A 23,178-nucleotide genomic window follows, 5' to 3' on the forward strand; every position below is an offset into this window, starting at 1 on the left:
CCTCTGTCAGGTCTGTATTGGCAGGTCAGCGACGACCGCGGGCAGCTTCTGTGATCGCGCTCGCTGTGGGATTCCGCGATGGAGCTCCCGGCGGATCGGCTGAGCCTAGGTGAAACGCACCAGCACCAAGCGTTCGGACCGGGCGGCCAGCGCGTGCTGGTTGCCGAGCGCGCTGTCACGCTTACCGCAGACGGGAAGCCGGTGATCGTCCGCTTTGCGGTTGCCGAGGCTGCAATCGATCGACGAAGGCCGGAAGGACCTCAAACGGGTGCCATGGGGAGGGAGCGGAACCGTGAAGTGGCCCGACAGGCAGGGCGAGCCGGAGCAATTCGATCAGATCTGGTTCGCGGGCAACCACGCGGACATTGGGGGAAGCTATCCCGAGAATGAGTCTCGGCTGTCTGACATCACGCTCGATTGGATGGTGGAATTTATCACCGACAAGATCCCCGAGGCGGGTCGCGTAATCGTCGACAAGAGCCTGCTACGGCTCTATCCGTCGGCCGATGGAATGATGCACGACGAATGCATGGTCGGAATGGGCGGAACCGCGCTCCATTGGTCGAAAGCGATCCGCGACGTACCGGAGACCGCGCAACTTCACCAGACGGTCTATGAACGGCTCGCTATGAACTCGGTCCGCAACTTCACGAGCTTTGGTCCTTACAGGCCCGCGGCGTTGCGAAATCATCGAAAGGCGAAAGCGTTCTTCGAGCCGACCTCGATGGGGATAAACCCCCACGCTGGCGAGAGCGGTCAAATTGAAACGCAAACATCCGGGCCAACCACGGCCTGAGAAAATGGCGACCGAGACGGGTATTGGCAGGTCCCCCGTAAGGACACCAGGTGGTGAAAGCCCGGAGCCCGCTATCACGCCGCGACCTTTCCCAGCTTGTCGGCTGGCAGGGCCTCAACGTGCTGTGCCCAGCGCTGAAGTGCCTCGCGCATCTCAGTCGCATACCGAGCGCGGTTATATACCCCGGCAACGCCAGCCCGGTGGCCGCTGACGTGGTTTAGGATCGCCTCCACGATGTGTGGCAAGACGCCAAGCTTGTCGGCCATCACCGTGGACGCCGATCTCCGAAGATCGTGGATGGTCCAATGGGGTAGGGGGGCGCCCACGGCTTCCGCAATCCGTGCATCAAGCGCCGTCTTCGACTTTGACCAGCCGGAGAACCCACGATGCGGGTCACCGCTGCGTCGGGGTCCGTCACCAAAGAGGAAGGCTCGGCCGTTTTTGCGGTGCGGGAGTAGAGTTAGGGCGGCGGGCACCAATGGTAGCGAGTGCTCGCGATGGTTCTTGGTCCGGGCGGTTGGCAGCGTCCAGAGCCCCGATAAGGAATCCAGTTCGGCCCATTGCATGCTGCCCACTTCATCACGGCGTTGCGCTGTGAGCAGCAACAAACGCACAATGCGTCCGTAATCGTCGTCGCCACATGCCCGCCAGATGGCTGATAGCTCCGACTCCGTGAGGACCCGTTCGCGACTTCCCGGCTGCACGGGTCGGTTGGTGCCAAGAACCGGGTTCGCAGCAATGTCGAGGCCCTCGCGTATAGCCCAGTTGAACATTGAGGACAGGGCTGTGCGGGCGCGGGCTGCTGAGACCGCTCCATGAGCTGATGCGATGTCAGCGACACGAGCCGAGATATGACGTCGGGTGATCTGGAAGACCGAGACGGGATGCAGGGGTTTCCAGCTGACCAGTAGGTATCGTTCTACGTCCGAATAGGTCCGGGGCTTCAGCCTTTGCTTGGCATTACGAAGATATTGATCCGCGATTGCTCGCAGTGTGTCGGCCGCCTGCAGGCGCGCCTTGGCTTTCTCGTCCGCCGGATCTTTACCGTTGGCAACCAGGCCCAACAGCCGCTTAGCCTCCTTGCGTGCAAGCTCTGGTGTCCAGGGGGCGCCGTGAGGAGGACCGATGGTGACAAAGCGCTGCCGGCCGAACACTCGGTACTTAAGGACGTAGGTCGCTTGGTCCCGTTGACGCCGAATGCCGAAGCCACGCACTGCTTCGCGGTGGTCTGCATCCCAAATAGTCTCGCCCGGCTTGAGTGCTTGCACTGCGCGGATCGTGATATTCGAAACGGCCATCTATCGCCTCTGTAGCTACCAAGTAGCTACCACCATAGCCCCAATTGCAGCGCAGGTAAGGCGGAGGTCGACGGTCTTATATATTGATAATACTATCGTTTTCGTACGAATGGCGGGAATGGCGTAGTGCCGGCGGAGCCCTTGCTATGTCTGTGGAACAGGAGGTCGGTGGTTCGAGCCCACCCAACTGTACCATCCGCAAGATCACTCAGAGCTACATCGCAAGATCGGGCCATCGCAAGGTCGCTCGCCCTTAGCGCCCGGCGTGTCATCGCGTCCGCTTGCACTTCTCTGTCCCGTCACCCAAACTGACCGACACGACGCCTTAACGACGCCTAGTGACACCTTTGGGGGGATGCATGGGGATCGCCGGTTCAAGGAGTTTTTCGTTTGCGTTGATATCAGCGGTTGCCTTGGCGGCGCTGCTGCTGCCGGGCCGAAGTGAGGCCTACACGCCGGATCAGCAGCAGGCCTGTACGCCCGACGCGTTCCGGCTCTGTAGCCCCGAGATTCCCGACGTCGATCGCATCACGGCCTGCATGATCAGGAACAAGGCGCAGCTCTCGCCGGCCTGCCGCGTGTTCTTCCACGCCGATCCGGAGCCGCGTAGGGCGAGCGAACGCGTCGAGCGGCGGCCTGCCAAGCGGAAGGTCTCCAAATCGCACAAGGCGAAGAAGTCGGCCCACTGACCTGGCTCTCATCGCGCGCAGGCGAGGGGTCACCAGCTTGACGCGTGTCGTCGCGCAATCGTGCGCTTCGCGCGAAATGCGCGGTAGATCGTCTGGCTGCGATTTCAAGTCGGTCATGCGCGACAGACTGACGCCTTGTGACGCTGTCACGCAGCATCATCTGTGGGACTTGTGTGGTTTGCCAAATCCGTTCCGCCTGTGGAACGGATGGAGTGGGACGCGTGAGCGAATACTACAAGCAAGAGATCGATCGGCACTTCGCCTGGTTCGAAGCCAAGCTGCCGGAAAAGCCGGCGCGCTTCGTCGCGTGGCTGCGCAAGCCGTCGTCGCGCTATGTGCGGATTCCGCTCGCGATCCTCCTGATCATCGGCGGCATCTTCAGCTTCCTGCCGGTGCTCGGACTCTGGATGCTGCCGCTCGGACTCCTTTTGTTCGCGCAGGACGTTCCGTTCCTGCAGAAACCGACCGCGCAATTGCTCGGCTGGATCGAGCGCAAGTGGATCGAGCGCGAGCGCGCGAAAGCTGCCGGAAAACGCTAGGCACTGAGTCAAATCAAACGCTTAGCGCTTCCATTTGCGGTTGCGTCATAAGTTCGGTGTGACTCAAAAAGCAAAACGCGCCGGTAATCTTGGCCGCTTTGCGGATTGCAAGAAATTTTTTCTTTCGCGAATCAGCGTGCTGATTCATTTTCGCCTCCTGGGGTCAATCTGGAGGCCAACGTATGAACGTGATTGTTTTCGCTTCGCGTAAGGGGGGCTCGGGAAAAAGTACCCTGGCTGCTCACCTCGCCGCGCAAGTGCACAAGGCAACGAAGCCCTGTCTATTGATCGATGCCGATCCGCAGGGCTCGCTGACTCTCTGGCATAAACTGCGCGGCACCAACGAGCCGGCGATCAAGACGGCGGTGAACTCGGTCAGCGGGATCGTTGCCCAGGCCAAGCGTGACGGCATCGAGTGGGTGTTCATCGACACGCCGCCGAACCTCTCGGCCGTGGTCGACGACTCCATCAAGAACGCCACGATGGTGATCATTCCGGCGCGGCCCGGCGTGTTCGACGTCAACGCCGTGCAGGAAACCATCCAGACCTGCCGCTCGATGCGCAAGCCCTACGCCGTCGTGATCAACGGTGCGCCCGCGCAGCGTGACGGCGCCGAAAGCCGCATCGTCGCGATCGCGCGCGAGGCGCTGGCGAAATTCCGCGCACCGGTGTGGAGCGGCCAGATCACCAACCGCGCCGATCTGCTGATGGCGCTCGGCCAGGGCGAAGGCGCCCGCGAATATTATGCCGAAGGCCGCGCTGCCGCCGAGATCAATCGGCTGTGGGCCGCAATCGAACGCTCGATCAGGGCGATCCGCGGCACGGCGTCGGCGTCCGGTACGATGCACAAGCAGGCGGCGTAACAACGCCGTTTTGGTTTGAAATGGAAAGAACGCGCGGCTCCCGCGCGTTTTTTGTCGTCGAGAATATTGGAGTCATTCCGGGGCATGCGAAGCATGAGCCCGGAATCTCGAGATTCCGGATTCGATGCTCACGCATCGCTCCGGAATGACGGAGGGGATGCCCTCACGCCACCATCAGCAAATAAAACACGATCACCGGCGCCAGGGTCAGGATCACCGACCAGATGCCGACAGCCCATAAAATATCCTCGGTCGTAAAGCCCGGCTCGGCACCCGGCCTCACGGCAACAAAATTCCTGGAATTCACGACGCCCCCGCGTTGGTCTTGGCAATGCGGAAGGCTGTACGCGAGTGGTTTTAAAATCCCGGTTGGAATTTCGCGGGCATTTGCGCGCGGGTGCTACTTCGGATTAACCACAGCCCCGCGGTCGGTCGCGTTCGGCCGGGTGCCGTTCGCCTCAGTGCATTGCCCCGTCCCGATCGCGGATCGCGCCGAGATGCTCGTTGATCCGGAATACGATCAGGATGAACTCGGCGGCGATGCGCGAGAACACGATGCCGACGAAGACGCTCGCGATCGACGCGAGCAGCTGGATGAATCCGACGAACGGGCTGATCGCCATCGCCGTGAGGCTCCACAGGATGCCGGAGATCCCGAACAGCACGATGACCGCGATCACCAGCCAGTAGAACGTCTTGATGATCGTGGGCGTGATGAAGCGGTCCCACTGAAACAGATCCTGGAAATCGAACATCATGGTTCTCCCGGCCAGCCGAAATATGATTCGCGTCTCGTTCATCCTACTGCGTGACCGCCGGCATGATCACTTCATCCCGGGAGCCTGCGCCGCAGGCGTCCGTCGGGACGAGGCTTTCGCCGGGCCAATGGTTCGGGACGGCGCCAGGCGCCTCCGCGACCAGAGGTATCGATACCGCAGAAGCCCATTCGGTCTCGCCAAAGGCGAGCCCCGGACCGGGCGCCGGCAGTCCAGGGGCGAGCTATGCGAGTGGGCCGGTTGTGATTGCCGCAAATAACGGCCACAATCGGGCTTCCCTCCGGCATATCCTCACCCAATGACCACGCTGACCTTCGAAGACTTCAAGCCCGGCCGCTTCGGCACGTTCGGCCCGCGCCATGTTTCGCGCGAGGAGATCCTCGCCTTTGCCGCCGAATTCGACCCGCAGCCGATGCATCTCGACGAGGAGGCGGCGAAGAAATCCATGCTCCGCGGCCTGTCGGGCTCAGGCTGGCATCTCGGCTCGCTGATGATGCGGATGCTGTTCGACGGCTTCATCGGCCGCACCGCCTCGCTCGGCTCGCCCGGGGTCAACAAGATGCGCTGGGTGGCGCCGCTGCGTCCGGGCGACGATTTGACGCTGGATGTCGACGTCGTCGAGGCGCGCGTCTCGAAGAGCCGGCCCGAGACCGGCATCGTCACCTTCAAGGGCACCATCCGCAACGCGCGCGGCGAGATGCTGTGCGAGATGGAGTCGCCGATCATCGTCAGCCGCCGCGACGGCGCGAGCGCATAGGAGAGATCATGCGCTTTTTTGAAGATATCGAGATCGGCGCGCGGCGCGAGTTCGGCTGCTTCACCTTCACGCCCGAGGACATCAAGCGGTTCGCCGCGCAGTTCGATCCGCAGCGCTTCCATCTCGACGAGGAGGAGGGGCGCAACTCGCTGTTCGGCGGGCTCGCCGCATCGGGCTGGCATGTCGCCAGCGTCTGCATGAAGCTGCTCGTCGCCGACGGCAAGCGACTCGCCGCGGAAGCCGCCGCGCGCGGCGAACAGATCGCGGTCTGGGGGCCCTCGCCGGGCTTCCGCGAACTGCGCTGGATCCGCCCGGTGCTGGCAGGCGATACCATCAGTTTCACCAACCAGATCGAGACCAAGCGCACGTCCGAAAAGCGGCCCGAATGGGGCATCCTTCAGGCCCGCAACACCGGCGTCAATCAGCGCAATGAGGTGGTGTTCTCGTTCCTTGCGACGGCCTTCGTGCCGCGCCGGAATCCCGGTTCCTGATGTTGCCCGCGCGCCTCTGATGTTGCGCGGACGCCATGGTTAGCGAATGACTTCTGCTGCCGACGCAGTTGTGCGTTGCGTGGAACTCAGTTTTTGCTAACGCATTCTGAACCTTTGTCCCTGCCTTATGGTTTGAGGGCACGGACATCTGGCAAGAATGACTGGGGATACCATGGCAGATCGCAGCGCGCTGAAACTCGTCGGCATTATCTTCGCGACGGTAACGGTTGTGGTGATGCTGGCCACCGGAATGGTCGTGAAGGGCTTTGCCGACGGCAACTATTCCTTCGAGACCACCGCGAGCATCGACCGCTGATCGACCGTCTGTAACTGCCGGCGCTCGAGGCAGGTGGCGTGCATTTGCGCTTTTCAATGTGATCTGTCGGCAGGCTGCGTCACATTTCTTCCAAGCTTCAGTCTAACGATTCCAGATCAGCACCATCACGACCGTCGCGGCTGCCAATATGCCGATGAACCGGATCATGATCGTGCCGATGCCCTGCTGCGGCTGGCGCAGCGGAATCGGATCGGCGGCGTTATCCGGCCGGATGCTCTGCATGACTGCATCTCCAAATGGATGCCGGCAGGGCGCGGTCCGGACGCGAATTCCGGATCGGACGCGGGCTCGACATCCGACGTTCAAATCGGCTTCTGCAAAAAATTGACGTCGCGGAGTTTACACCGCGCTGAATAACGAATCGTTCTGCGCTGAATCAGGCCGCAAAGCGAAGCCGCCGCCCCCTGTTCAGGAGGCGGCGGCGATCAGTTTGGAAAACTGAAGTATCAGCTGTTGCGCAGGCCGTCGGCGGCGCGCTTCCACTGCGAGACGTTGTCGGCGATCATGCGCGTCGACTTCATCGCGGCCTGGCTGAGCTGGGCATAGCCGGAGATCTCGCGCTGGACGCGCTGGCCCTCGGCATGCAGCAGGTCACGCAGGCTCTCGAGCTCGCCGATCAGCTTCTCGATCTCGGCGAGCGAGGTGCCGGCGACGCGCTGGATCAGCGAATTGACGTTGCTGACGGTGGCATCGGTGTTGGTGTCGGTCGGCGCGGTCTCCGGGCTCGCCACCGGCCGGCGCAGATAGGCGATATCGTTGCGCACGAAGTCGCGGATGCCGGCTTCGACTTCCGAGACGGCGGCGAGGTTGGTGTCGACCTCGGACGTCGTTTCGACTTCGGCTTCCTCGGTACGGTTGGTGGCGTTCATCGGCTTTCCCCTTGTTCGCAATGGCGAAGCGCGGCTTGTCCCCCGCACGACGAATTGATGAAGTTACGGACCTATCAGTGCCGCCGAATTTGACCGCATCTGGGCCAAGTTGCGGCAATGCCTGATCATTTAACGCGATAGAGCTAACAGACCGTTCACCATGAGCGCTTGTAGCCGGCGCTGATGCTCTTGCTGGTGGTGCCCTGGGATGTCTCGCCGACCGAGCCGGAGACGGTAACGCCGTTGAACAGCTTCTGCTCGGCGCCGATCCGGCGCAGCCATCTGTCGTCGGAGGTCGACAGCGTCTGGCCTGCCGTGATGCTGGTGCCGGTGTCGTTAACGGACAGGCTCGCCGACTGATCGGTGTCGTAGCTGCGCGAGGGGTGGCTGATGATGCCGGGCACCGGGACCACGCCCTGCTGGATGAGGTTGTAGCCGTTCTGCAGCGTCAGCGAATATTGCTCCGACAGCGGCACCGACTTGCTCAAGGAGGTGCCGACCTTGCTCTGGTCGGCGGAGGGATCGACCCGCGCCTCGACCGAGGTCTTGTCCCAGATCGAGGCCACGCCGCCGGTCGAGATCGCGGCCCAGGCCGAGCCGCCGGACTGCGGCAGGCTGCCGCCATTGGCGAGCCGCTCCGACAATTGCTCCGACGTCGTCATGGTGCCTTGCCTTGCGACCGTCATGTCGGCGCCGATGCGGGTGTCGAGGAATGGCGAGATCGACTGCTTGACCGACACCGCCGACGAGCCGTTGGCGTTGTTGTTGGTCGACCAGGATGGATCCTTGCCGGCGACGCTGGCGGGCCTCGCCGCACGCTTCGGCGCCAGCGTGGGCAGGCTGGTGGAATCGGTGTCGAGCTGGCTCCAGTCGAGCTTGCTCTCGTCGATGTCCTTCAGAATGTCGGCGTCATTGGCATTGGCCGCCGGCGGCTCCTCGTCGGCCGCAGCCTCGGCGTTATCAGCTGCGGTATCCTGGGCGGCGGGAGCGATCTGCCATGGCGGGGTTTGCGCGGCGGCCGGCAGCGCCATCGCCAGGCTGAAGCCGGCTGCCAGCACCGGCAGTCTTGCCCAGCCAAATCGTAATGTGAAAGTCATTCCCAGCCCACAAATTCCAGAGCCGCAGCATGCATTGCCGTGCCGCAAAATTGTGGCATCGGCGCTCTGAAAGCAAGTGATCAACGCGTGATCGTCATGTCCGGGACAAACGCGCGGCGCGTTCGCGCGGCGCGTCCCGAGCGCGGCCGTTCGGGGCTGGCAAAACAGGCCGCCGCTGCCGGGGCGCCTGAACGCGAAGACGCGCTTCGCGCTTTAGCGCCCCGGACATGACGAAGGCGTGAAATCGAAAAGCCGTCAGACCGCGATGCGCGGCAGATGGATCGGGTAGCCGACGGTCTGCTCGACGAGGTCGAAACTGTCGACCAGCACGCGGAAGCTCGTCAGCTTGCCGGCCCTGAACTGCGCGAAATGCGCGATCCGGAGCGAGATCGGCTTGTTGGAGTCGAGTGCCGTCAGCGAATAGCGCAGCATCGAGGCTGCGGAATCCACGCCGAGCATGATCTGTTCCCGGTCGAAGCGGTGAACCCTGAGGTTCTCGCCGATCTGCCGGATCACCTCGAGCACCGCGGCCTTGCCGCGGCGCGCGCCGAAAAAGGAAAACAGGTCGATCGGCCCATAGATGGACCATTCGACCTCGTCGTCGAGCAGCGGCTCGATATCTGCAAGCTGGCGTTCGTTGATCGCGCGATGCAATGCGCGCGAAAAACGCCAGAGACTATGCTCTGTCATTTTGGCCTTGTCCTGAAACTGGATTTTCAAACGCAAACGGATGGCAGGGGGTCAGCGCCGACGCCTTGCCAGGTTGCTGCACATCGCTATTGCGGCCTGAAATAGTGCCGAACGGCAAAAACGCAAATGACTTTTTTGCAATGCACAATTGCGCCGAATTTTACCCGAATGTGACCGCCGACCTCTGGATTCTGGTTCCGACGCGCTTTTTTGATGCGAACCGGCATCCACCCCGCATCACGTGCGGGGCAGGCTTCGCGCGAAAACGCTCCGGTCGCCGCAATTCAGCGGTCGCGCTGCCGCACCGGTTGCCGCTCGATCACGATCTCGGCGTCGCGGATCGCCACCACCGCGAACAGCAGCGCGCCGCCGATGCCGCCGATCGCGGCGCCGAGCGGCATGAAGGTGAAAAACACCAGCGTTCCGCTGTCGATACCAGAGGTTCTGGCCAATCCGATCCAGCTAAGCCCGGCTCCGATGCCGAAGGCGGCGCCGCCAAGGGCGCCCAGCGCCAGGCCAAGCACAGCGAGCAATGCGATTTTCATGGTGATTTCAGCCCCGACCGCAACAAGCCCGGTAATAAGTCAGCGCCGGGCCGTCGAGGTTCAACGCCGGCGTTGCGAATTTGCCTGCACGATGTCGTCGTGCCCGGTCAGCGCCGCCGCGACGTCGCGCTCCAGCACCTGCTGGACGAGGTCGAAGGTGTCGATGATCTCGCGGATCTCGGTGATCTTGCCGTCGCGCAGCGTGTAGAACACCGCCACATCGAACTGCACCACGCGGGCGTTGTTGCGCTTGCGGAAGAACACGCGCAGCTGCGCGGCGACTTTGTCGCCCTGGGTCACCACGATCGGCGCCTCGTAGCGCATGTCCGAATAGCGCTCGTGGATCGTGGTCCACATCTGGCGCAGCGCGGCCTTGCCGCGGTGCTGGCCCATATGCGGGAGAATGTCGATCGGGGCGTTGGCGAGAAACGCGACGTCGTCGCTGCAGCGATCGAGCGCGCCCTCGATGCCGCCGGCATAATAAACGTCGAGGAAGTTCAAGACGCGCTGCCGGTTCAAATCCTCGCCCATGATCGACTCCGCCGGTCCGACTCGCTCTGGCCCGGCATTGTGAACCGGAGCATTCCACAATCAAGCAACATATGTTTGACGCGCGAGACGCGATTAGGTTCGGCAACCAGCGCGTGCATTGTGGCGCAAAATGCATGCGGCGCGCCGGTTCGCGCAATGCGACGACGGGCGGCTGTCGCGGTGCAGGCGGCGGTTTATTCCGCGCCTGCGCCGCTTAAATCTTCGCGCCCGCGGCCTTGCCGCGGCGCCGCCGGCCCGTATGCTTCGCGGCGGAAGGCGGCCGAACAGAGCCGCCCCGATGGGGAGAGACCAATGAAGCGCATCACCCACTTCGCCGCGATCCTGTCGCTGCTGGCATGCCCGGCGATCCCGCCCGCCTTCGCACACACGCCGCAGCAGCCTGCCCACCAGCTCTACAACGAAGGCGACCTGAAGCTCGAGAGCGGCGAGGCGATCAAGGATTTCTCGATCTCCTACGTCACCCACGGCACGCTGAACGCGAAGAAGTCGAACGCCATCCTGGTGGTGACCGCGATCTCGGGCAATCATCACCGGCTCGATTTCATGATCGGCCTCGGCAAGGCGCTCGACCCCGACAAGTATTTCATCGTCTGCACCGATGCGATCGGCAACGGGCTGACCACGTCTCCGAGCAATTCGAAGGCGCAGCCGCGGATGCAGTTCCCGAAATTCGCGATCCGCGACATGGTGGAATCGCAGTATCGGCTGATGAAGGAGAAGCTCGGTATCGACCATGTCGTCGCCGTGGTCGGCCCCTCGATGGGCGGCATGCAGGCGCTGCAATGGGGCGTCAGCCATCCGGACTTCATGGACGCGCTGGTTGCGATGGTGCCGCTTGCGAAGACGCCGGCCTGGTCGGTCGCGGTGATGGAGGCCTCGCGCAAGGCGATCATGAACGATCCGGCGTGGAAGGACGGCAATTACGAGGCGCCGCCGGAGAAGGGCCTCAAGCTGTTCCGCGATATCGTCGCGCTGCTCGCGGCGCGCACGCCCGACATGTATGCGGCGCAGTTCAAGTCCGGCCCCGACGTGCTGCCCTGGATGGCCGAGCAGGAGACCGCGCTGTGGAAGCTGTTCGACGCCAACGACTGGATCTACCAGAGCTGGGCCTATGACCGGCACGATGTCGGCACCACGGCCGGGTTCGGCGGCGACACCGCGAAGGCGCTGGCTTCGATCAAGGCGAAGACGCTGATCCTCACCGGCACCAAGGACCTGCTCAACCCCGAATTCGAGCCGAACCAGATGGGCCAGAACTTCGGAGGCGTGACCATCAAGACGATCAGCCCGGGCACCGTGACCGGCCACGCTTCGGCCGGCGGCTTCTTCCCGGCGGATGTCGAGTTTCTCAACCGCGAAACCGGGGTGTTCCTCGACGGCGTGACCGACGGCGGCAAGAAACTGGAGTGATCGGCTGAACCGGCCGCGCCTCGCAGACGTGGAGGCATGCGGCGGGCAGCTGTCCGCGAGTTAATGAAACCTCCGCCCGCGCCCCCGGTTGGTTCGGCGTGGGCGACGCATCCGCGATCAGGAGTTCCGTATGAGAAACACCATGCCGCTTGCCGTCGCCGCCCTGGTTGTCTCCAAATAAATCATGCGAGCGCGCACCGCGCGACGGTGAGCCGGCGTCGACACCGGCCACGAGGCCTTGAGCTCCTCCGGGGCCGGCCGGTGAAATCGCGCCGGCTCGCTGTCGCGGTGCGTTCGACAACAGCTAATCCGACGGCGCCGCGTTGCCGGCGGCGGGGTCGATGGTGAACCGCTTCGTCTTCCCGGAACCGGCCGTGCCGCTGCGCCGTTGATGCGGCAGCATTGCATTGGAGCCGTATCATGAAATCGATTGTCCTCGCGTCCGTCATTGCCGTCAGCGGGTTTGCCTTGGCGTCGCCTGCCGACGCCAAGGGTTGCATCAAGGGTGCGATCGTCGGCGGCGTCGCCGGTCATTATGCCGGCCATCACGGCATGCTCGGCGCCGCCGCCGGTTGCCTCTACGGCCGCCATCACGCCAAACAGCAGCGCCAGCAGCAGCCGCAGTCACAGCCCGCGCAGCAGGAGAAACTGTAGGGTCGGTTGTGACGCCACGTTCCGGGAGCGTGAAGCCACGCTCCAGAAACTTGAAGCACATTCCGGGAACGCCGTCCGCACCGGCCGCGTTGTCTCCATGCGTAACGGAGACGATGATGACGAAACCAAAGACAAAGACCATCCAGCCCGTTCCCGACGACAACAAGAGCCACAAGGGCCCCGGCAGCACCCCCAGCGTTCCCATCGACACCACCAAGGGCCATCGCGACGACGAGAAGCACAACATCCGCGAGCAGGCCGCGCACGGCAATCTGACCCAGAACACCAGCAACAAGCGATCGGGGTAGGGCGGCCACACTCTCGGTGTCGTCCTGGCGAAAGCCAGGACCCATGACCACCCAATTCAGTGATGAGCGGGATCGCGGCGCAATGTCGCGCAGCAATAGAGATATGGGGTAATGGGTCCCCTGAGTTCACAAACGAAGTGCAACACTTCCTTGAGGAGGTGTTGCCATGGGGCGGACTTACAAGCAGCTCTCTCTGGACGACCGATGCGAGATTGCCTGCCTATCGGCCAATGGCAGCTCGGTCCGGCAAATCGCGGCAGCTCTGGATCGCTCGCCATCAACGATCTCTCGGGAACTGAGGCGCAATCGGGGGAGCCAGGTCGGCTACAAGCCGAGCTATGCCCAGCACCAGATGCGAGCGCGGCGCTGGACGGGCGGACGCCTCGAACGGGAGCCCGGCCTGCGCCGCGCGGTGTTGCAACGCCTTCGCCGCGGCTGGTCGCCCGAGCAGGTCGCTGGCCGGCTGGCCCGCGAGCACGGGCGCAAGGTGATCTCCCACGAGACCATCTAGCGCTTCATCTATGGCCAACTCAGGCGCACCACGGACTTCAACTGGCGGCGCTATCTGCCGCGCGCCAAGAGCAAGCGCGGCTGCCGCGGCAAGCGGGGCGGCAGCCCCGCAAGCTTCATCGAAGGCCGTGTATCCTTGGCAAATCGGCCGCTCGAAGTGGCCGACCGCAGCGTGCCCGGACACTGGGAGGCCGACCTGATGATGTTCTCGAAATACGGTCAGGCCGTGCTGACCGTGCACGAGCGCACCTCGCGGCTGCTGCTCGGCATCCGCCTTGCCAGCAAGGTCGCGCGCGGTGTCGCCCGCCATCTCGTGGGCTTCTTCGCGCCCCTTCCACAAGAGCTGCGCCAGAGCGTTACCTTCGACAACGGCACCGAGTTCGCCGGTCACCTGGCGCTGCACCGCCTCTCGATCGCGACCTTCTTCTGCGATCCCCATGCCCCCTGGCAGAAGGGTGGCATCGAGAACGCCATCGGCAGGATGCGCCGCTTGATTCCCCGCAAGACGGATCTTCTAACCCTCTCGACCGCCAGGTTCCGCCAGTTCATCGCCGCCTACAACAACACCCCGCGCAAATGCCTTGACTACCGCACGCCTGCCGAGTCCTTTGCTCAAGTGTTGCACTTCGAATGTGAATCCACCTCCTGGCTTTCGCCAGGACGACGATGAAAATCCGATTCACGGTCAAACAGCTTGTTCGGTGTCATCACCTTGCCTGCGGGTGATCCAGTATTCCAGAGACATCCGTGCGTGAGCCGAGAGGCCGCGGCTTCTTCCGGACGTCGTCCCTGCGAAAGCACTAGGGGATGCACACATCTGGTGCGACGGATTGACTCGGGTCAGAGATTGGGGATTCCAGAATCGGGGGTCTCGGTGACTTCTATTACGGCACTTCGGCTTGGGCGGAGGTGCCAGCATGTTGTCGCGGATTGACTGGACGTTGGGCCGGTTCGAGGATGGTCGTCTCGATAAAGGGGGGCGGCGCTCATCGGACGCATGGTCGCGGGCAAGGATGTATGCCTTCGGCGGCTTTCCAAGGGAGACCGCGCGCTGGAGGTGCGGTTCAACCGCTTTCTCGGTAACTCCAAGGTGACGAAGGAGCGCATCATCGAAAGCTGGAGCGAAAGCACGGCTGCGGCGGTTACAGGCCGCCATGTTTTGGCGATCCAGGACACCAGCGAGATCCACTTCAACACCACGCCGCAACGCCGGCGCGGGCTCGGGGAGATCGGCAAGGGCAATCACCACGGCGTGCTGCTGCACCCGATGCTGGCGGTGGATGCGGACAATGGCACCTGCCTGGGACTTTTGAGCGGCGAGGTGTGGACGCGTGAAGGCCCTCGGAGCGTCTCGCATGACAGCCGCGACCTGTCGGACAAGGAATCGCAGCGCTGGATTGCCACCGCCCTTGCGGCCAAGCCGCTGCTTACCGGTGCTGCAATGGTGACCCTGCTTGGTGACCGCGAGAGCGACATCTTTGCTCTTTATGCCAGCGCAGCCGAGCAAGACTACCGCGTGATCGCCCGCAGCATGCATGATCGCAAGCTGGCCGACACGACGGGTTTGTATGCGGCGATCGACGCCATGACGGCGGTAGAGCGTCGCATCATCGAGTTGCCTGCGCGTGCGGGGCGGCCTGCACGTCCGATGGACCTCGAACTTCGCTTCGGCGCAATCGAGCTGGCCCGGCCGCAAAGCAAGTTCCTGCGCCATTTGCCGAAAAGCCTGCATCTGGCCATCGTTGACGTCCGCGAGATCAATGCCGATCCCAACGTCGAGCCGTTGCACTGGCGTCTTCTCACCTCTCACGAGGTCACCAGTTCAGACGATGCCTGGCGCATCGTCGCCTGGTACAAGCAGCGCTGGATCATCGAGCAGTTCTTCCGCGTCCTCAAGACGCAGGGCTTCAAGCTCGAGGATAGCCAGATCGGCACCGCCGGCCGGCTTCTCAAATTGGTTGCCATCGCTGCCAAGGCCGCGATCATCACCATCCAGCTCCTGCAAGCGCGCAACGGGAGCCAGCAGTCGCTTCACGTTGCCTTCAATCCCAGCGAGATCGATGCGTTGACCGCCCTCAATCAGCAGCTTGAAGCCAGGAACAGACGACTGAAGAACCCGCATCCGTCCGATCGTCTTGCCTGGGCGGCCTGGATTATCGGCCGCATTGGAGGATGGGACGGCTATCCGTCCTCCAAGCCACCAGGCCCCATCACCTTCAAAAACGGTCTCGATTACTTCCGCGCCGTCGCTCTCGGATGGAGCCTCAGAAATGTGTGCATGCCCTAGTGCGAAAGCAGGGACCCATACCCCGCGGCAATTGTAGTGAACGGGACTCGTCGTTCCACCGTCGTTCACGATGATCGTCCGTGGTTATGGGTCCCTGCTTTCGCACTAGTGCATCTACACGTTTGTCGGGCCATTTGCGAGGATTTGGAAGCGGGCCATCCGGTGTGGAAGGTGATTGGTCCAGGTTGACGGTGGGAGGCGTAGCCGGTCCATCCGCCGAGTTTTGCGATGATCCATGCCGCCCAAGCAAGAGTGTTGGGGCGATGGTGGTTTTTCTGAAGCTCGGTGCGACCTTTCATGGTTTTGTTGATGGCCCTGAGCGTCTCGATCTCTTCTGCGGTGAAGACAAATTCAGCCGGCAATTCTTCGCCACTGTTGCGGGCCTGAACGAGTTGAATGACGATACATGCCGCTCTGGTGGCGACCGCCACGAGCTTGATCAGGCCTTCGGCGCTCTCGATCTGACTATCCTCGATGCGCAAACCCTGGCTCTTCAGCGAGCGAAAGAGTTGCTCAATGATCCAGCGCTGGCGGTACCAGGAGACGATCTGCCAGGCGTCTTTAACGGTGGCGACCGGATGAGTGGTCAGGAGCAGCCAGCGAATGGGCTCCGCACCTCTCGGCGGATGCAACTCGACCACTTCTACGAAGCTGAGTTTGATGCCCTCCGCCAAGTCGGTGACGCCGGGCCTCTGCGGCCGCTTGAGCACGACGGTTCCGAAGCGCATCGAGAGATGGGCCTGCCGGCCGCGCCGATCCATTCGCTGCGGCAGATCGATCACCGCGTTGTCGCAGAAGCGGCTCCGCTCGACCGCCTGATAAAGTGTGTCGCCATCGACCAGCGCATGGTCGTGCATGGCACGCGACAGAAGATGGACATTCTCAGCTGGCGTCAGCGCCCAGTGAGCAAAGAAATCCCCCTCGCGGTCGTTGACGACGGTGATCATGCGGGCATCTGCCAGGACGTCGCGGCCTTGCTCGGCGGCCGTCACCCAGCGCGCCGACTCCTTGTCGGCCAAGGCGCGCCGCTCATGCGGGATTTTTACCTTGCCTTTGCGCGTCCAAACGTTGCCGCCAGTAAGGCCAAGACAGACCCCGCTGTCGGCATCCACCGCCATCATCGCATGCAACAGCACGCCGCGAGCATTGCCCTTGCCGACTTTGCCCAGCCCGCGCCGCCGTCCCGCCTGGGTCTGGAACTTGACCTCGCTCGTATCCTGGATCGCCAGCACATGACGCCCGCTGACCGCAGTCCGCGTCTGCGCGCTCCAGCCCTCAATCAATTTATCGATCGTGACTTGGGGGTTGTTCACAAACCGCCAGAACGCCATATTGGCAGCCCAATCGCCCCGGGCCATCTGGCGCAAGCAGACGCTGCGCGTGCAAAGCATAGCCCGCAGAAGCGTCGCCCCCTTTTGTCGAGACGAACGTCCCCGAACTCACCCAAAGACAAATCCGGCTGCATCGCTGGCGCTCCTTCGAATCAAAGCGCCAGTGAGAGAATCATACAACATGCTGCAGAGACGCCACTTCTTGCTGCACCGAGTCAATCTGTCGCGCCCCAAAACCGTGTAGACACGCTAGTGCGAAAGCAGGGACGACACCGAATATGTGGTTCGGCCGGTGAGTCATACCTCCGCATTCTCGCGACATGATCTGCCCGAGCTTTGCGCTTCCCTTGCGCGCCGTTCCCGATCGGCCTTATCTGCGAGCATGCAGATCAAGGACGAACGCCCCGAAGACGCCGCCGCGATCAGCCGCATCACGGCGGCAGCATTCGCAACAGCGCCGCACAGCAGCGGCACCGAAGCCCGCATCGTCGAGGCGCTGCGCCAGGCTGACGCGCTGACGATTTCTCTGGTCGCTGTATCCGACGACGGCAGCATCTTCGGCCACGTCGCGTTCTCGCCGGTCCGGATCGAAGGTGTAGTAGGACGTTGGTATGGGCTTGGCCCGGCCTCGGTCGCACCCGACCTGCAACGGCAGGGCACCGGCGGCGCGCTGATCCGCGCGGGACTTGCTCGCCTCGCGGCGATGAATGCTGACGGCTGCGTCCTGCTCGGCGATCCCGCCTATTACAGCCGCTTCGGCTTTGTCAGCGATCCCGCGCTGACCTATGGCGGCGAGCCCAGCCCGTACTTTCAGCGGCTGGTGCTGAAGGGCGATCCGCCGAAGGGGGATGTGAAGTACCATGCGGCGTTCGATGTGACGTGATCAGGTACCGCCTCAAGACGACGTGGCTTACGGCAGAGTCATTTCCTCGATCCGCGCCGGCACCGCGCCAAAATCGCTGAACCGGGCCCAGTTCGGCCGTATCCGCACATAGCCGATGTTCGGCCATGTCTCGCGCTCCGGCCCGTCGGGCCACGCCGCGAAATACACCTGCTTGCAGGCGATGAGCTCCGCGCCGCTCGGGAAGTCTGCGACGCCCTCGACCTGCGCGGTCTGCTCGGCGTCCCAGCCGATCACCAGCGCCGCGCGCGGATCGGCGCGGAGGTTCTGGTATTTGCGCGAGGTGGTAAGCGTGTCGAAGATGATCTCAAGATCGTCGCTGACCGCGATCCCGACGACCGCCGCCTGGGGCGCGCCATTGTGAACCGTGCTGACCACCGCGAGCCGATGCATCCGCAGGAAGGCGAGCAGCTCGGCGCGCGTCATGATCTACCTTTTCTTCCACCCGCCCCGCTTGCCCGGCGCGCCGCCGCTCGACCGCGGCGACGGGCCGAACTCCGGCCCCGACTGCCGCGAGTCGGTCGGCTGGATGATGCGGCTCGTGGTGCCGAACGGCTTTGCGGGCAGCGCGCCGCTGGGGCGGAAGGGCAGCGATTCCGGGCCGTGCATCTCGTCGAGATCGGGCTTGTGGATGCGTGAGCCGGACTTGCCGCCGCGGCTCGCCTTGAGCGAGGTCTGCGCCGACTTGTTCTTCAATGCGCTGACCGGCAGGTTGGCGGCATCGCCGTATTTTCTTGTGCCGGCATAGGCGACGGCCTGCTTCTGCACGTTGCGCTGCTTGGCGGTGGGGTCGTCGACCACGGCCATCTCGGTGGCGCGCAGCCGCTTGACCTCGTCGCGCAGTCGCGCGGCCTCCTCGAAGTTCAAATCGGCCGCGGCCTCGCGCATCCGCGTTTCGAGATCGCTCAGCACGGCCTCGAAATTATGCCCGATACTGATGACGTCGTCGGCGATGCCGCCGTCGCCGATCTCGACCAGCACGTGGTCGCGCTCGTAGACGGAGTTGAGGATGTCGCCGATCGACTTCTTCACGCTCTCCGGCGTGATGCCGTTGGCCTCGTTGTACTCGACCTGCTTCTCGCGGCGCCGCGTGGTCTCGGCCATCGCGCGCTCCATCGAGCCGGTCATGCTGTCGGCATAGAGGATCACCTTGCCGTCGACGTTGCGCGCGGCACGGCCGATGGTCTGGATCAGCGAGGTTTCGCTGCGCAGAAAGCCTTCCTTGTCGGCATCGAGGATCGCGACCAGCGCGCATTCGGGAATGTCGAGGCCCTCGCGCAACAGGTTGATGCCGACCAGCGCGTCGAACGCACCAAGGCGAAGATCCCGGATGATCTCGATGCGCTCGATGGTGTCGATATCCGAGTGCATGTAGCGGACGCGGATGCCCTGCTCATGCAGATATTCGGTGAGGTCCTCCGCCATGCGCTTGGTGAGCACCGTGATCAGCGAGCGATAGCCGGCCGCCGCGGTGGCGCGCACCTCGCCGACGAGATCGTCGACCTGGGTGCGGGCAGGGCGGATGTCGACCGGCGGGTCGATGAGGCCGGTCGGACGGATCACCTGCTCGACGAACACGCCGCCGCTTTCGTTCAGCTCCCAGCCGCTCGGCGTCGCCGACACCGCCACCGTCTGCGGTCGCATCATGTCCCACTCCTCGAAGCGGAGCGGCCGGTTGTCCATGCAGGAGGGCAGGCGGAAGCCGTATTCGGCGAGCGTCGCCTTGCGGCGGAAGTCGCCGCGGAACATGGCGCCGATCTGCGGCACGGTGACGTGGCTCTCGTCGGCGAAGATCAGCGCGTTGTCCGGTACATATTCGAACAGCGTCGGCGGCGGTTCGCCGGGGCGGCGCCCGGTGAGATAGCGCGAATAGTTCTCGATGCCGGCGCAGCTTCCGGTCGCCTCCATCATCTCGAGATCGAAGGTGGTGCGCTGCTCGAGTCGCTGTGCCTCCAAGAGGCGGCCCTGGTCGTTGAGCTGGTCGAGGCGCTGCTTCAACTCCGATTTGATCGACTTGATCGCCTGCACCAGCGTCGGGCGCGGCGTCACATAGTGCGAGTTGGCGTACATCTTGATGAATTCGAGCTCGTCCTGCTTGTGGCCGGTGAGCGGATCGAACTCCTCGATGGTTTCGATGGTGTCGCCGAACAGGTTCACCCGCCAGGCGCGGTCCTCATAGTGCGCCGGGAAGATGTCGATGACGTCGCCGCGGACGCGGAAGGTGCCGCGGGTGAAGTCGGCCTGGGTGCGCTTGTACTGGAGAGCAACGAGGTCGGCGATGAGCTGCCGCTGATCGATGCGCTCGCCCTTCTTCAAGGCGAAGGTCATCGCGGTGTAGGTCTCGACCGAGCCGATACCGTAGATGCAGGACACGGAAGCGACGATGATGACGTCGTCGCGCTCGAGCAGCGCGCGCGTCGCCGAGTGGCGCATGCGGTCGATCTGCTCGTTGATCGAGGAATCCTTCTCGATATAGGTGTCGGTGCGCGGGACGTAGGCTTCCGGCTGGTAGTAGTCGTAATAGCTGACGAAATACTCGACGGCGTTGTCGGGGAAGAAGTTCTTGAACTCGCCATAGAGCTGGGCGGCCAGTGTCTTGTTCGGCGCCAGGATCAGCGCCGGGCGCTGCGTCGCCTCGATCACCTTGGCCATGGTGTAGGTCTTGCCCGACCCGGTGACGCCGAGCAGCACCTGGGTGCGGTCGTTGCGGTCGATGCCCTCGACCAACTCGGCGATCGCGGTCGGCTGGTCGCCCTTCGGCTGATAGTCGGACTTGATCTCGAAGCGCACGCCGCCTTCGGATTTCTCCGGGCGCGGCGGGCGGTGCGGGGTCCACACCCGCATCGAGCCGTCGTCCTTGCGGAACTCCGGGCGGCCGTCGCGGATCAGGTTCTCCAGCGCGTCGGCGGTCGCCTTGACGCCGAGCGCCTCCATCTTGCTGCGCGGCGGCCGCGCCAGGGCCTCGTCGTCGTCCTCGGCGGTCGGCAGACCGAGCTGCCGCGCCAGTTCCGGATCGAGCGTCGGAATGGTGGCCGAGGTTCCGTAATTGGCCTGCGGGGCCTCCTCGAGCCCGGAAGCATCGCGCTTCGCGACGCCCTCGCTGGTCTCTCGCGTCGACGCCCGCGCGCGATGCGCAGCGGCCTCGCCGCCGGCGCGGCGGTCCCAGGAATTGTCCGGCGGCGGCTGCAGGCCGGTGCCCGAACCCATGCCGGCATCGCCGCGGTTGATCGCCGGATTGAGCAATTCGGCAAGCGCGGGCCCGATCGGGAGGACCTCGGGCCGGTGTGCTTTGGATTTGGGGGTTTTGCCGGGCTTTTTCGGAGTGTTCGGTGTCTTCGCCATGCCCCGAATATGGGACGAGTCCGGCAGCGAGAAAAGGGTAAACGACGGCTAGATAGCTGCACGGGCGAGGCTGCTGACAGCAGGTGTCAGCAGGGGGCGCCGTCGCGGAGTTCAGGCCCGCGGCAGGTCGACGATGTCGAGATGGATCCCGCCGCAGCCGTCGCAGCGCATGGTCCAGTATTCGGCGGCGCGGCCGGGGATCACGCGCAGCAGCGAAAGCGATGCGGCGCATTCCGGGCAGCTGGTGCGGACCTGCGCCGGCCAGACCGGATTCGGCTCGCATTGCGGGACGGCGGCAACCACGACGTTGCCGGTCACGCCGACGCTTCGGCCGCCGGCATTGTCATGCCATAGCGTTGCGGGAACCGGTCGATAGCCCGCTTCGCGTCGGCGATCGCCGCATCCGGATCGGACCACGCAAAGCCGATGTCGAGCGTCGGAAACAGCATGCCATCGATGACGACCGGCCTTTGATCGACCCGTTGAACCCTGGCGTGCCATTGCCCCTTCCCCACTTCGAACGACTTGATCTCAAAACCGCTGTAAATCATGTGCGACCTCGAAACGCCCTTCTCATAGGAAGCACGAGCGCGTTGCGCCAAATGTGAAGCAGTTCACAACTCGCCGGGTTTATTTCCGCGCAGCAAAGGAACCCGGAGCCTTGAGCGCGTGGAGATGGTCGAATAGCGGCTGCGACGGCGGTGCGCTCCCTCTCCCGCTTGCGGCAGGGGTGTCCGGGGAATGATTCACTGTGTCGCGGTGCATGCTCGGCAGGACCGAGGCAAATCGGTCTTTTCTGGTTGTCGAGACACAGAGGGCCGAGCATGCGATATCGCGGTAGCATTTTTGGAAGGCTGCTTGAACCGATCAATCGACGGCAGTTTCAGACGGTTGTGGATCGTCTGGACGGGGATGCCTACGACAAGTCGTTCAGGAGCTGGGATCATCTGGTGGCGCTGATCTATGCCCAGCTTAGCGGCAACAGCAGTCTGCGCGGGGTGGTGACTGGCTTCAACGCCAATTCGCAGCATCACTATCACTTGGGAACCGGCAAGCTGTCGCGCTCGACGTTGTCCGATGCCAATGCCCGCCGTCCGATCGGCATTTTCGCGCAAACCTTTGCGGCGCTGTCGGCGATGGCGCGTCGCCAGCTGCGGAGTGAAGGCATGGAGATGGTGCGTCTGATCGACGCCAGTCCGATCCCGCTCGGCAAGGTCTGCAGTTGGGCGACGTGGAACGGCCGCATCCGCGGCATGAAGCTGCATGTCGTCTACGACCCAAGGAGCGATGTCCCGACCTGCGTCGAGATGACGGCCGCGAACGTCAATGACATCGAGATCGGCCGACAGACCCCAATCCAGCCCGCCACCACCTATGTGTTTGACAAGGGCTATTGCCGTTTCGACTGGTGGCAGAAGATCAATGATAGCAAGGCTTTCTTCGTTACCCGGGCGAAGACGAGCATCCGTCTTCGCTCGCTCAGGCATCGCGCCATCCGCAAGCGTAACGGGGATGGCTTCGAAATCCTTGCCGATGACGAGGTGAAGCTCACCAGCAAGGGCGATTCGCGCCTTCCAATCCCGCTCCGCCGCATCAAGATCAGACGCGAGAAAGGCGGCAAGATCACACTCCTGACCAACGACCTTGCCCGTAGCGCCGTCGAGATCGCCGCCCTCTACAAGAGCCGATGGCAAATCGAGCTGCTGTTCCGCTGGATCAAGCAGCATCTCGATATTCGCAAGTTCCTCGGCGCCAACGACAACGCGATCCGCCTTCAGGTGCTCGCTGCGATGATTGCCTACCTGCTGCTGCGCATCGCCGCTCACACCAACTGCATCAAAATGCTCCCGCTCAGGTTCGCCGAACTCGTCGGCCAGCTCCTGCTCACGCGTCGATCCCTCGCTGCCATCGACAAACCTCCGCCCATCAACCCCAGCCGTCGGAAATCAACCATCTCACCTGACCAGATGGAGCTCCGCTATGCCTGAATTTCCCCGGACACCCCTGCGCGTGCGGGGGAGGGTTGGGGTGGGGGCTCTCTCCACGAGTCACAGTGTGGAGAGAGCCCCCACCCGTATCGCATCTTCGATACGATACGACCTCCCCCGCAAGCGGGAGAGGTGCAGCGACGTACAA

Annotated in this window: 28 protein-coding genes and 1 pseudogene; 14 read left to right on the forward strand and 15 right to left on the reverse strand. The window is 63.4% G+C overall.

Annotated features, from left to right (window positions below; translation table 11 throughout):
- Positions 1-220 precede the first annotated feature (220 nt).
- The gene (locus ACVIYL_RS15315) at positions 221-796 is read left to right on the forward strand and encodes a phospholipase effector Tle1 domain-containing protein (RefSeq protein ID WP_456781832.1); all 576 of its coding nucleotides are present in this window, start codon (positions 221-223) and stop codon (positions 794-796) included.
- Positions 797-870: 74 nt separating this feature from the next.
- Here the strand turns inward: ACVIYL_RS15315 and ACVIYL_RS15320 are convergent, their stop codons facing one another.
- Positions 871-2,094 (reverse strand): tyrosine-type recombinase/integrase, encoded by a 1,224-nt coding sequence (locus tag ACVIYL_RS15320; RefSeq protein ID WP_456779047.1) that lies wholly within the window; start codon positions 2,092-2,094, stop codon positions 871-873.
- A 395-nt stretch (positions 2,095-2,489) separates the two neighbouring features.
- On the opposite strand from ACVIYL_RS15320, the gene ACVIYL_RS15325 reads away from it, so the two are divergent.
- On the forward strand, positions 2,490-2,783 hold the full coding sequence (locus ACVIYL_RS15325) for a hypothetical protein (protein WP_456779048.1): 294 nt from the start codon (positions 2,490-2,492) through the stop codon (positions 2,781-2,783).
- A 212-nt stretch (positions 2,784-2,995) separates the two neighbouring features.
- Positions 2,996-3,322, forward strand: a complete 327-nt coding sequence (locus tag ACVIYL_RS15330) for a hypothetical protein (RefSeq protein ID WP_018273595.1) — start codon at positions 2,996-2,998, stop codon at positions 3,320-3,322.
- A 13-nt stretch (positions 3,323-3,335) separates the two neighbouring features.
- On the opposite strand, the gene ACVIYL_RS15335 is transcribed toward ACVIYL_RS15330, so the two are convergent.
- Positions 3,336-3,470 carry a hypothetical protein gene (locus tag ACVIYL_RS15335; protein WP_283068049.1) on the reverse strand — a complete coding sequence of 45 codons (135 nt, stop codon included), beginning with the start codon at positions 3,468-3,470 and terminating at the stop codon, positions 3,336-3,338.
- 34 nt (positions 3,471-3,504) lie between these two features.
- Here ACVIYL_RS15335 and ACVIYL_RS15340 point away from each other — a divergent pair, with 34 nt between their 5' ends.
- A complete protein-coding gene (locus ACVIYL_RS15340) occupies positions 3,505-4,185 on the forward strand; it encodes an AAA family ATPase (RefSeq protein WP_456779049.1) in 681 nt (226 codons plus the stop codon).
- A 163-nt stretch (positions 4,186-4,348) separates the two neighbouring features.
- Here ACVIYL_RS15340 and ACVIYL_RS15345 read toward each other — a convergent pair whose 3' ends face one another.
- Both ACVIYL_RS15345 and ACVIYL_RS15350 read right to left on the reverse strand, forming a co-directional pair.
- Positions 4,349-4,492 (reverse strand): hypothetical protein, encoded by a 144-nt coding sequence (locus ACVIYL_RS15345; protein WP_225648038.1) that lies wholly within the window; start codon positions 4,490-4,492, stop codon positions 4,349-4,351.
- A 151-nt stretch (positions 4,493-4,643) separates the two neighbouring features.
- Positions 4,644-4,940, reverse strand: a complete 297-nt coding sequence (locus ACVIYL_RS15350; protein WP_028340592.1) for a DUF4282 domain-containing protein — start codon at positions 4,938-4,940, stop codon at positions 4,644-4,646.
- 319 nt (positions 4,941-5,259) lie between these two features.
- Between ACVIYL_RS15350 and ACVIYL_RS15355 the strand changes: the two genes are divergently transcribed.
- The 3 genes from ACVIYL_RS15355 (at position 5,260) to ACVIYL_RS15365 (ending at position 6,525) form a co-directional block, all read left to right on the forward strand.
- Positions 5,260-5,718, forward strand: a complete 459-nt coding sequence (locus ACVIYL_RS15355) for a MaoC family dehydratase (RefSeq protein WP_456779050.1) — start codon at positions 5,260-5,262, stop codon at positions 5,716-5,718.
- A gap of 8 nt (positions 5,719-5,726) precedes the next feature.
- A complete protein-coding gene (locus ACVIYL_RS15360) occupies positions 5,727-6,209 on the forward strand; it encodes a MaoC family dehydratase (protein WP_225648039.1) in 483 nt (160 codons plus the stop codon).
- A gap of 172 nt (positions 6,210-6,381) precedes the next feature.
- A complete protein-coding gene (locus ACVIYL_RS15365; RefSeq protein ID WP_016841369.1) occupies positions 6,382-6,525 on the forward strand; it encodes a hypothetical protein in 144 nt (47 codons plus the stop codon).
- Between the two features lie 102 nt (positions 6,526-6,627).
- On the opposite strand, the gene ACVIYL_RS15370 is transcribed toward ACVIYL_RS15365, so the two are convergent.
- From ACVIYL_RS15370 to ACVIYL_RS15395, 6 genes are all read right to left on the reverse strand, one after another.
- Positions 6,628-6,768, reverse strand: coding sequence for a hypothetical protein (locus ACVIYL_RS15370; RefSeq protein WP_310882582.1), 141 nt, complete (start codon positions 6,766-6,768; stop codon positions 6,628-6,630).
- Between the two features lie 224 nt (positions 6,769-6,992).
- Positions 6,993-7,415 carry a hypothetical protein gene (locus ACVIYL_RS15375; protein WP_016841371.1) on the reverse strand — a complete coding sequence of 141 codons (423 nt, stop codon included), beginning with the start codon at positions 7,413-7,415 and terminating at the stop codon, positions 6,993-6,995.
- Positions 7,416-7,570: 155 nt separating this feature from the next.
- Positions 7,571-8,512 (reverse strand): hypothetical protein, encoded by a 942-nt coding sequence (locus tag ACVIYL_RS15380; RefSeq protein WP_310882583.1) that lies wholly within the window; start codon positions 8,510-8,512, stop codon positions 7,571-7,573.
- A 255-nt stretch (positions 8,513-8,767) separates the two neighbouring features.
- The gene (locus ACVIYL_RS15385) at positions 8,768-9,202 is read right to left on the reverse strand and encodes a nuclear transport factor 2 family protein (protein ID WP_026193357.1); all 435 of its coding nucleotides are present in this window, start codon (positions 9,200-9,202) and stop codon (positions 8,768-8,770) included.
- Between the two features lie 284 nt (positions 9,203-9,486).
- Entirely contained in the window at positions 9,487-9,747 is a 261-nt protein-coding gene (locus ACVIYL_RS15390) for a hypothetical protein (protein WP_028336038.1), read from the reverse strand.
- Positions 9,748-9,807: 60 nt separating this feature from the next.
- A complete protein-coding gene (locus tag ACVIYL_RS15395; RefSeq protein WP_310882585.1) occupies positions 9,808-10,278 on the reverse strand; it encodes a nuclear transport factor 2 family protein in 471 nt (156 codons plus the stop codon).
- A 312-nt stretch (positions 10,279-10,590) separates the two neighbouring features.
- Here ACVIYL_RS15395 and ACVIYL_RS15400 point away from each other — a divergent pair, with 312 nt between their 5' ends.
- The 5 genes and pseudogenes from ACVIYL_RS15400 (at position 10,591) to ACVIYL_RS15420 (ending at position 15,468) form a co-directional block, all read left to right on the forward strand.
- Positions 10,591-11,709, forward strand: coding sequence for an alpha/beta fold hydrolase (locus ACVIYL_RS15400; RefSeq protein WP_456779051.1), 1,119 nt, complete (start codon positions 10,591-10,593; stop codon positions 11,707-11,709).
- A 420-nt stretch (positions 11,710-12,129) separates the two neighbouring features.
- A complete protein-coding gene (locus ACVIYL_RS15405; RefSeq protein ID WP_057019037.1) occupies positions 12,130-12,363 on the forward strand; it encodes a hypothetical protein in 234 nt (77 codons plus the stop codon).
- Between the two features lie 116 nt (positions 12,364-12,479).
- A complete protein-coding gene (locus tag ACVIYL_RS15410; protein ID WP_172646835.1) occupies positions 12,480-12,671 on the forward strand; it encodes a hypothetical protein in 192 nt (63 codons plus the stop codon).
- Between the two features lie 166 nt (positions 12,672-12,837).
- Positions 12,838-13,851: pseudogene (locus tag ACVIYL_RS15415) on the forward strand (IS30 family transposase).
- 327 nt (positions 13,852-14,178) lie between these two features.
- Complete coding sequence (locus tag ACVIYL_RS15420) at positions 14,179-15,468, forward strand: IS4 family transposase (protein WP_225642830.1); 1,290 nt, start codon at positions 14,179-14,181, stop codon at positions 15,466-15,468.
- 65 nt (positions 15,469-15,533) lie between these two features.
- Here the strand turns inward: ACVIYL_RS15420 and ACVIYL_RS15425 are convergent, their stop codons facing one another.
- The gene (locus ACVIYL_RS15425) at positions 15,534-16,826 is read right to left on the reverse strand and encodes an IS4 family transposase (protein WP_456781833.1); all 1,293 of its coding nucleotides are present in this window, start codon (positions 16,824-16,826) and stop codon (positions 15,534-15,536) included.
- Between the two features lie 355 nt (positions 16,827-17,181).
- Here ACVIYL_RS15425 and ACVIYL_RS15430 point away from each other — a divergent pair, with 355 nt between their 5' ends.
- On the forward strand, positions 17,182-17,682 hold the full coding sequence (locus ACVIYL_RS15430; protein ID WP_456779052.1) for a GNAT family N-acetyltransferase: 501 nt from the start codon (positions 17,182-17,184) through the stop codon (positions 17,680-17,682).
- A gap of 27 nt (positions 17,683-17,709) precedes the next feature.
- On the opposite strand, the gene ACVIYL_RS15435 is transcribed toward ACVIYL_RS15430, so the two are convergent.
- From ACVIYL_RS15435 to ACVIYL_RS15450, 4 genes are all read right to left on the reverse strand, one after another.
- Positions 17,710-18,126 carry a pyridoxamine 5'-phosphate oxidase family protein gene (locus tag ACVIYL_RS15435; protein WP_225162408.1) on the reverse strand — a complete coding sequence of 139 codons (417 nt, stop codon included), beginning with the start codon at positions 18,124-18,126 and terminating at the stop codon, positions 17,710-17,712.
- Positions 18,127-18,129: 3 nt separating this feature from the next.
- The gene (uvrB, locus tag ACVIYL_RS15440; protein WP_456779053.1) at positions 18,130-21,042 is read right to left on the reverse strand and encodes an excinuclease ABC subunit UvrB; all 2,913 of its coding nucleotides are present in this window, start codon (positions 21,040-21,042) and stop codon (positions 18,130-18,132) included.
- 111 nt (positions 21,043-21,153) lie between these two features.
- On the reverse strand, positions 21,154-21,360 hold the full coding sequence (locus ACVIYL_RS15445; RefSeq protein WP_456779054.1) for a hypothetical protein: 207 nt from the start codon (positions 21,358-21,360) through the stop codon (positions 21,154-21,156).
- The gene (locus ACVIYL_RS15450) at positions 21,357-21,593 is read right to left on the reverse strand and encodes a hypothetical protein (RefSeq protein ID WP_038377734.1); all 237 of its coding nucleotides are present in this window, start codon (positions 21,591-21,593) and stop codon (positions 21,357-21,359) included. Before ACVIYL_RS15450 ends, ACVIYL_RS15445 begins: the two co-directional genes overlap by 4 nt.
- A gap of 273 nt (positions 21,594-21,866) precedes the next feature.
- Between ACVIYL_RS15450 and ACVIYL_RS15455 the strand changes: the two genes are divergently transcribed.
- Positions 21,867-23,030 (forward strand): IS4 family transposase, encoded by a 1,164-nt coding sequence (locus ACVIYL_RS15455; RefSeq protein ID WP_057015126.1) that lies wholly within the window; start codon positions 21,867-21,869, stop codon positions 23,028-23,030.
- Positions 23,031-23,178: the final 148 nt, after the last annotated feature.

The sequence above is a fragment of the Bradyrhizobium sp. USDA 3315 genome (genome assembly GCF_054056795.1).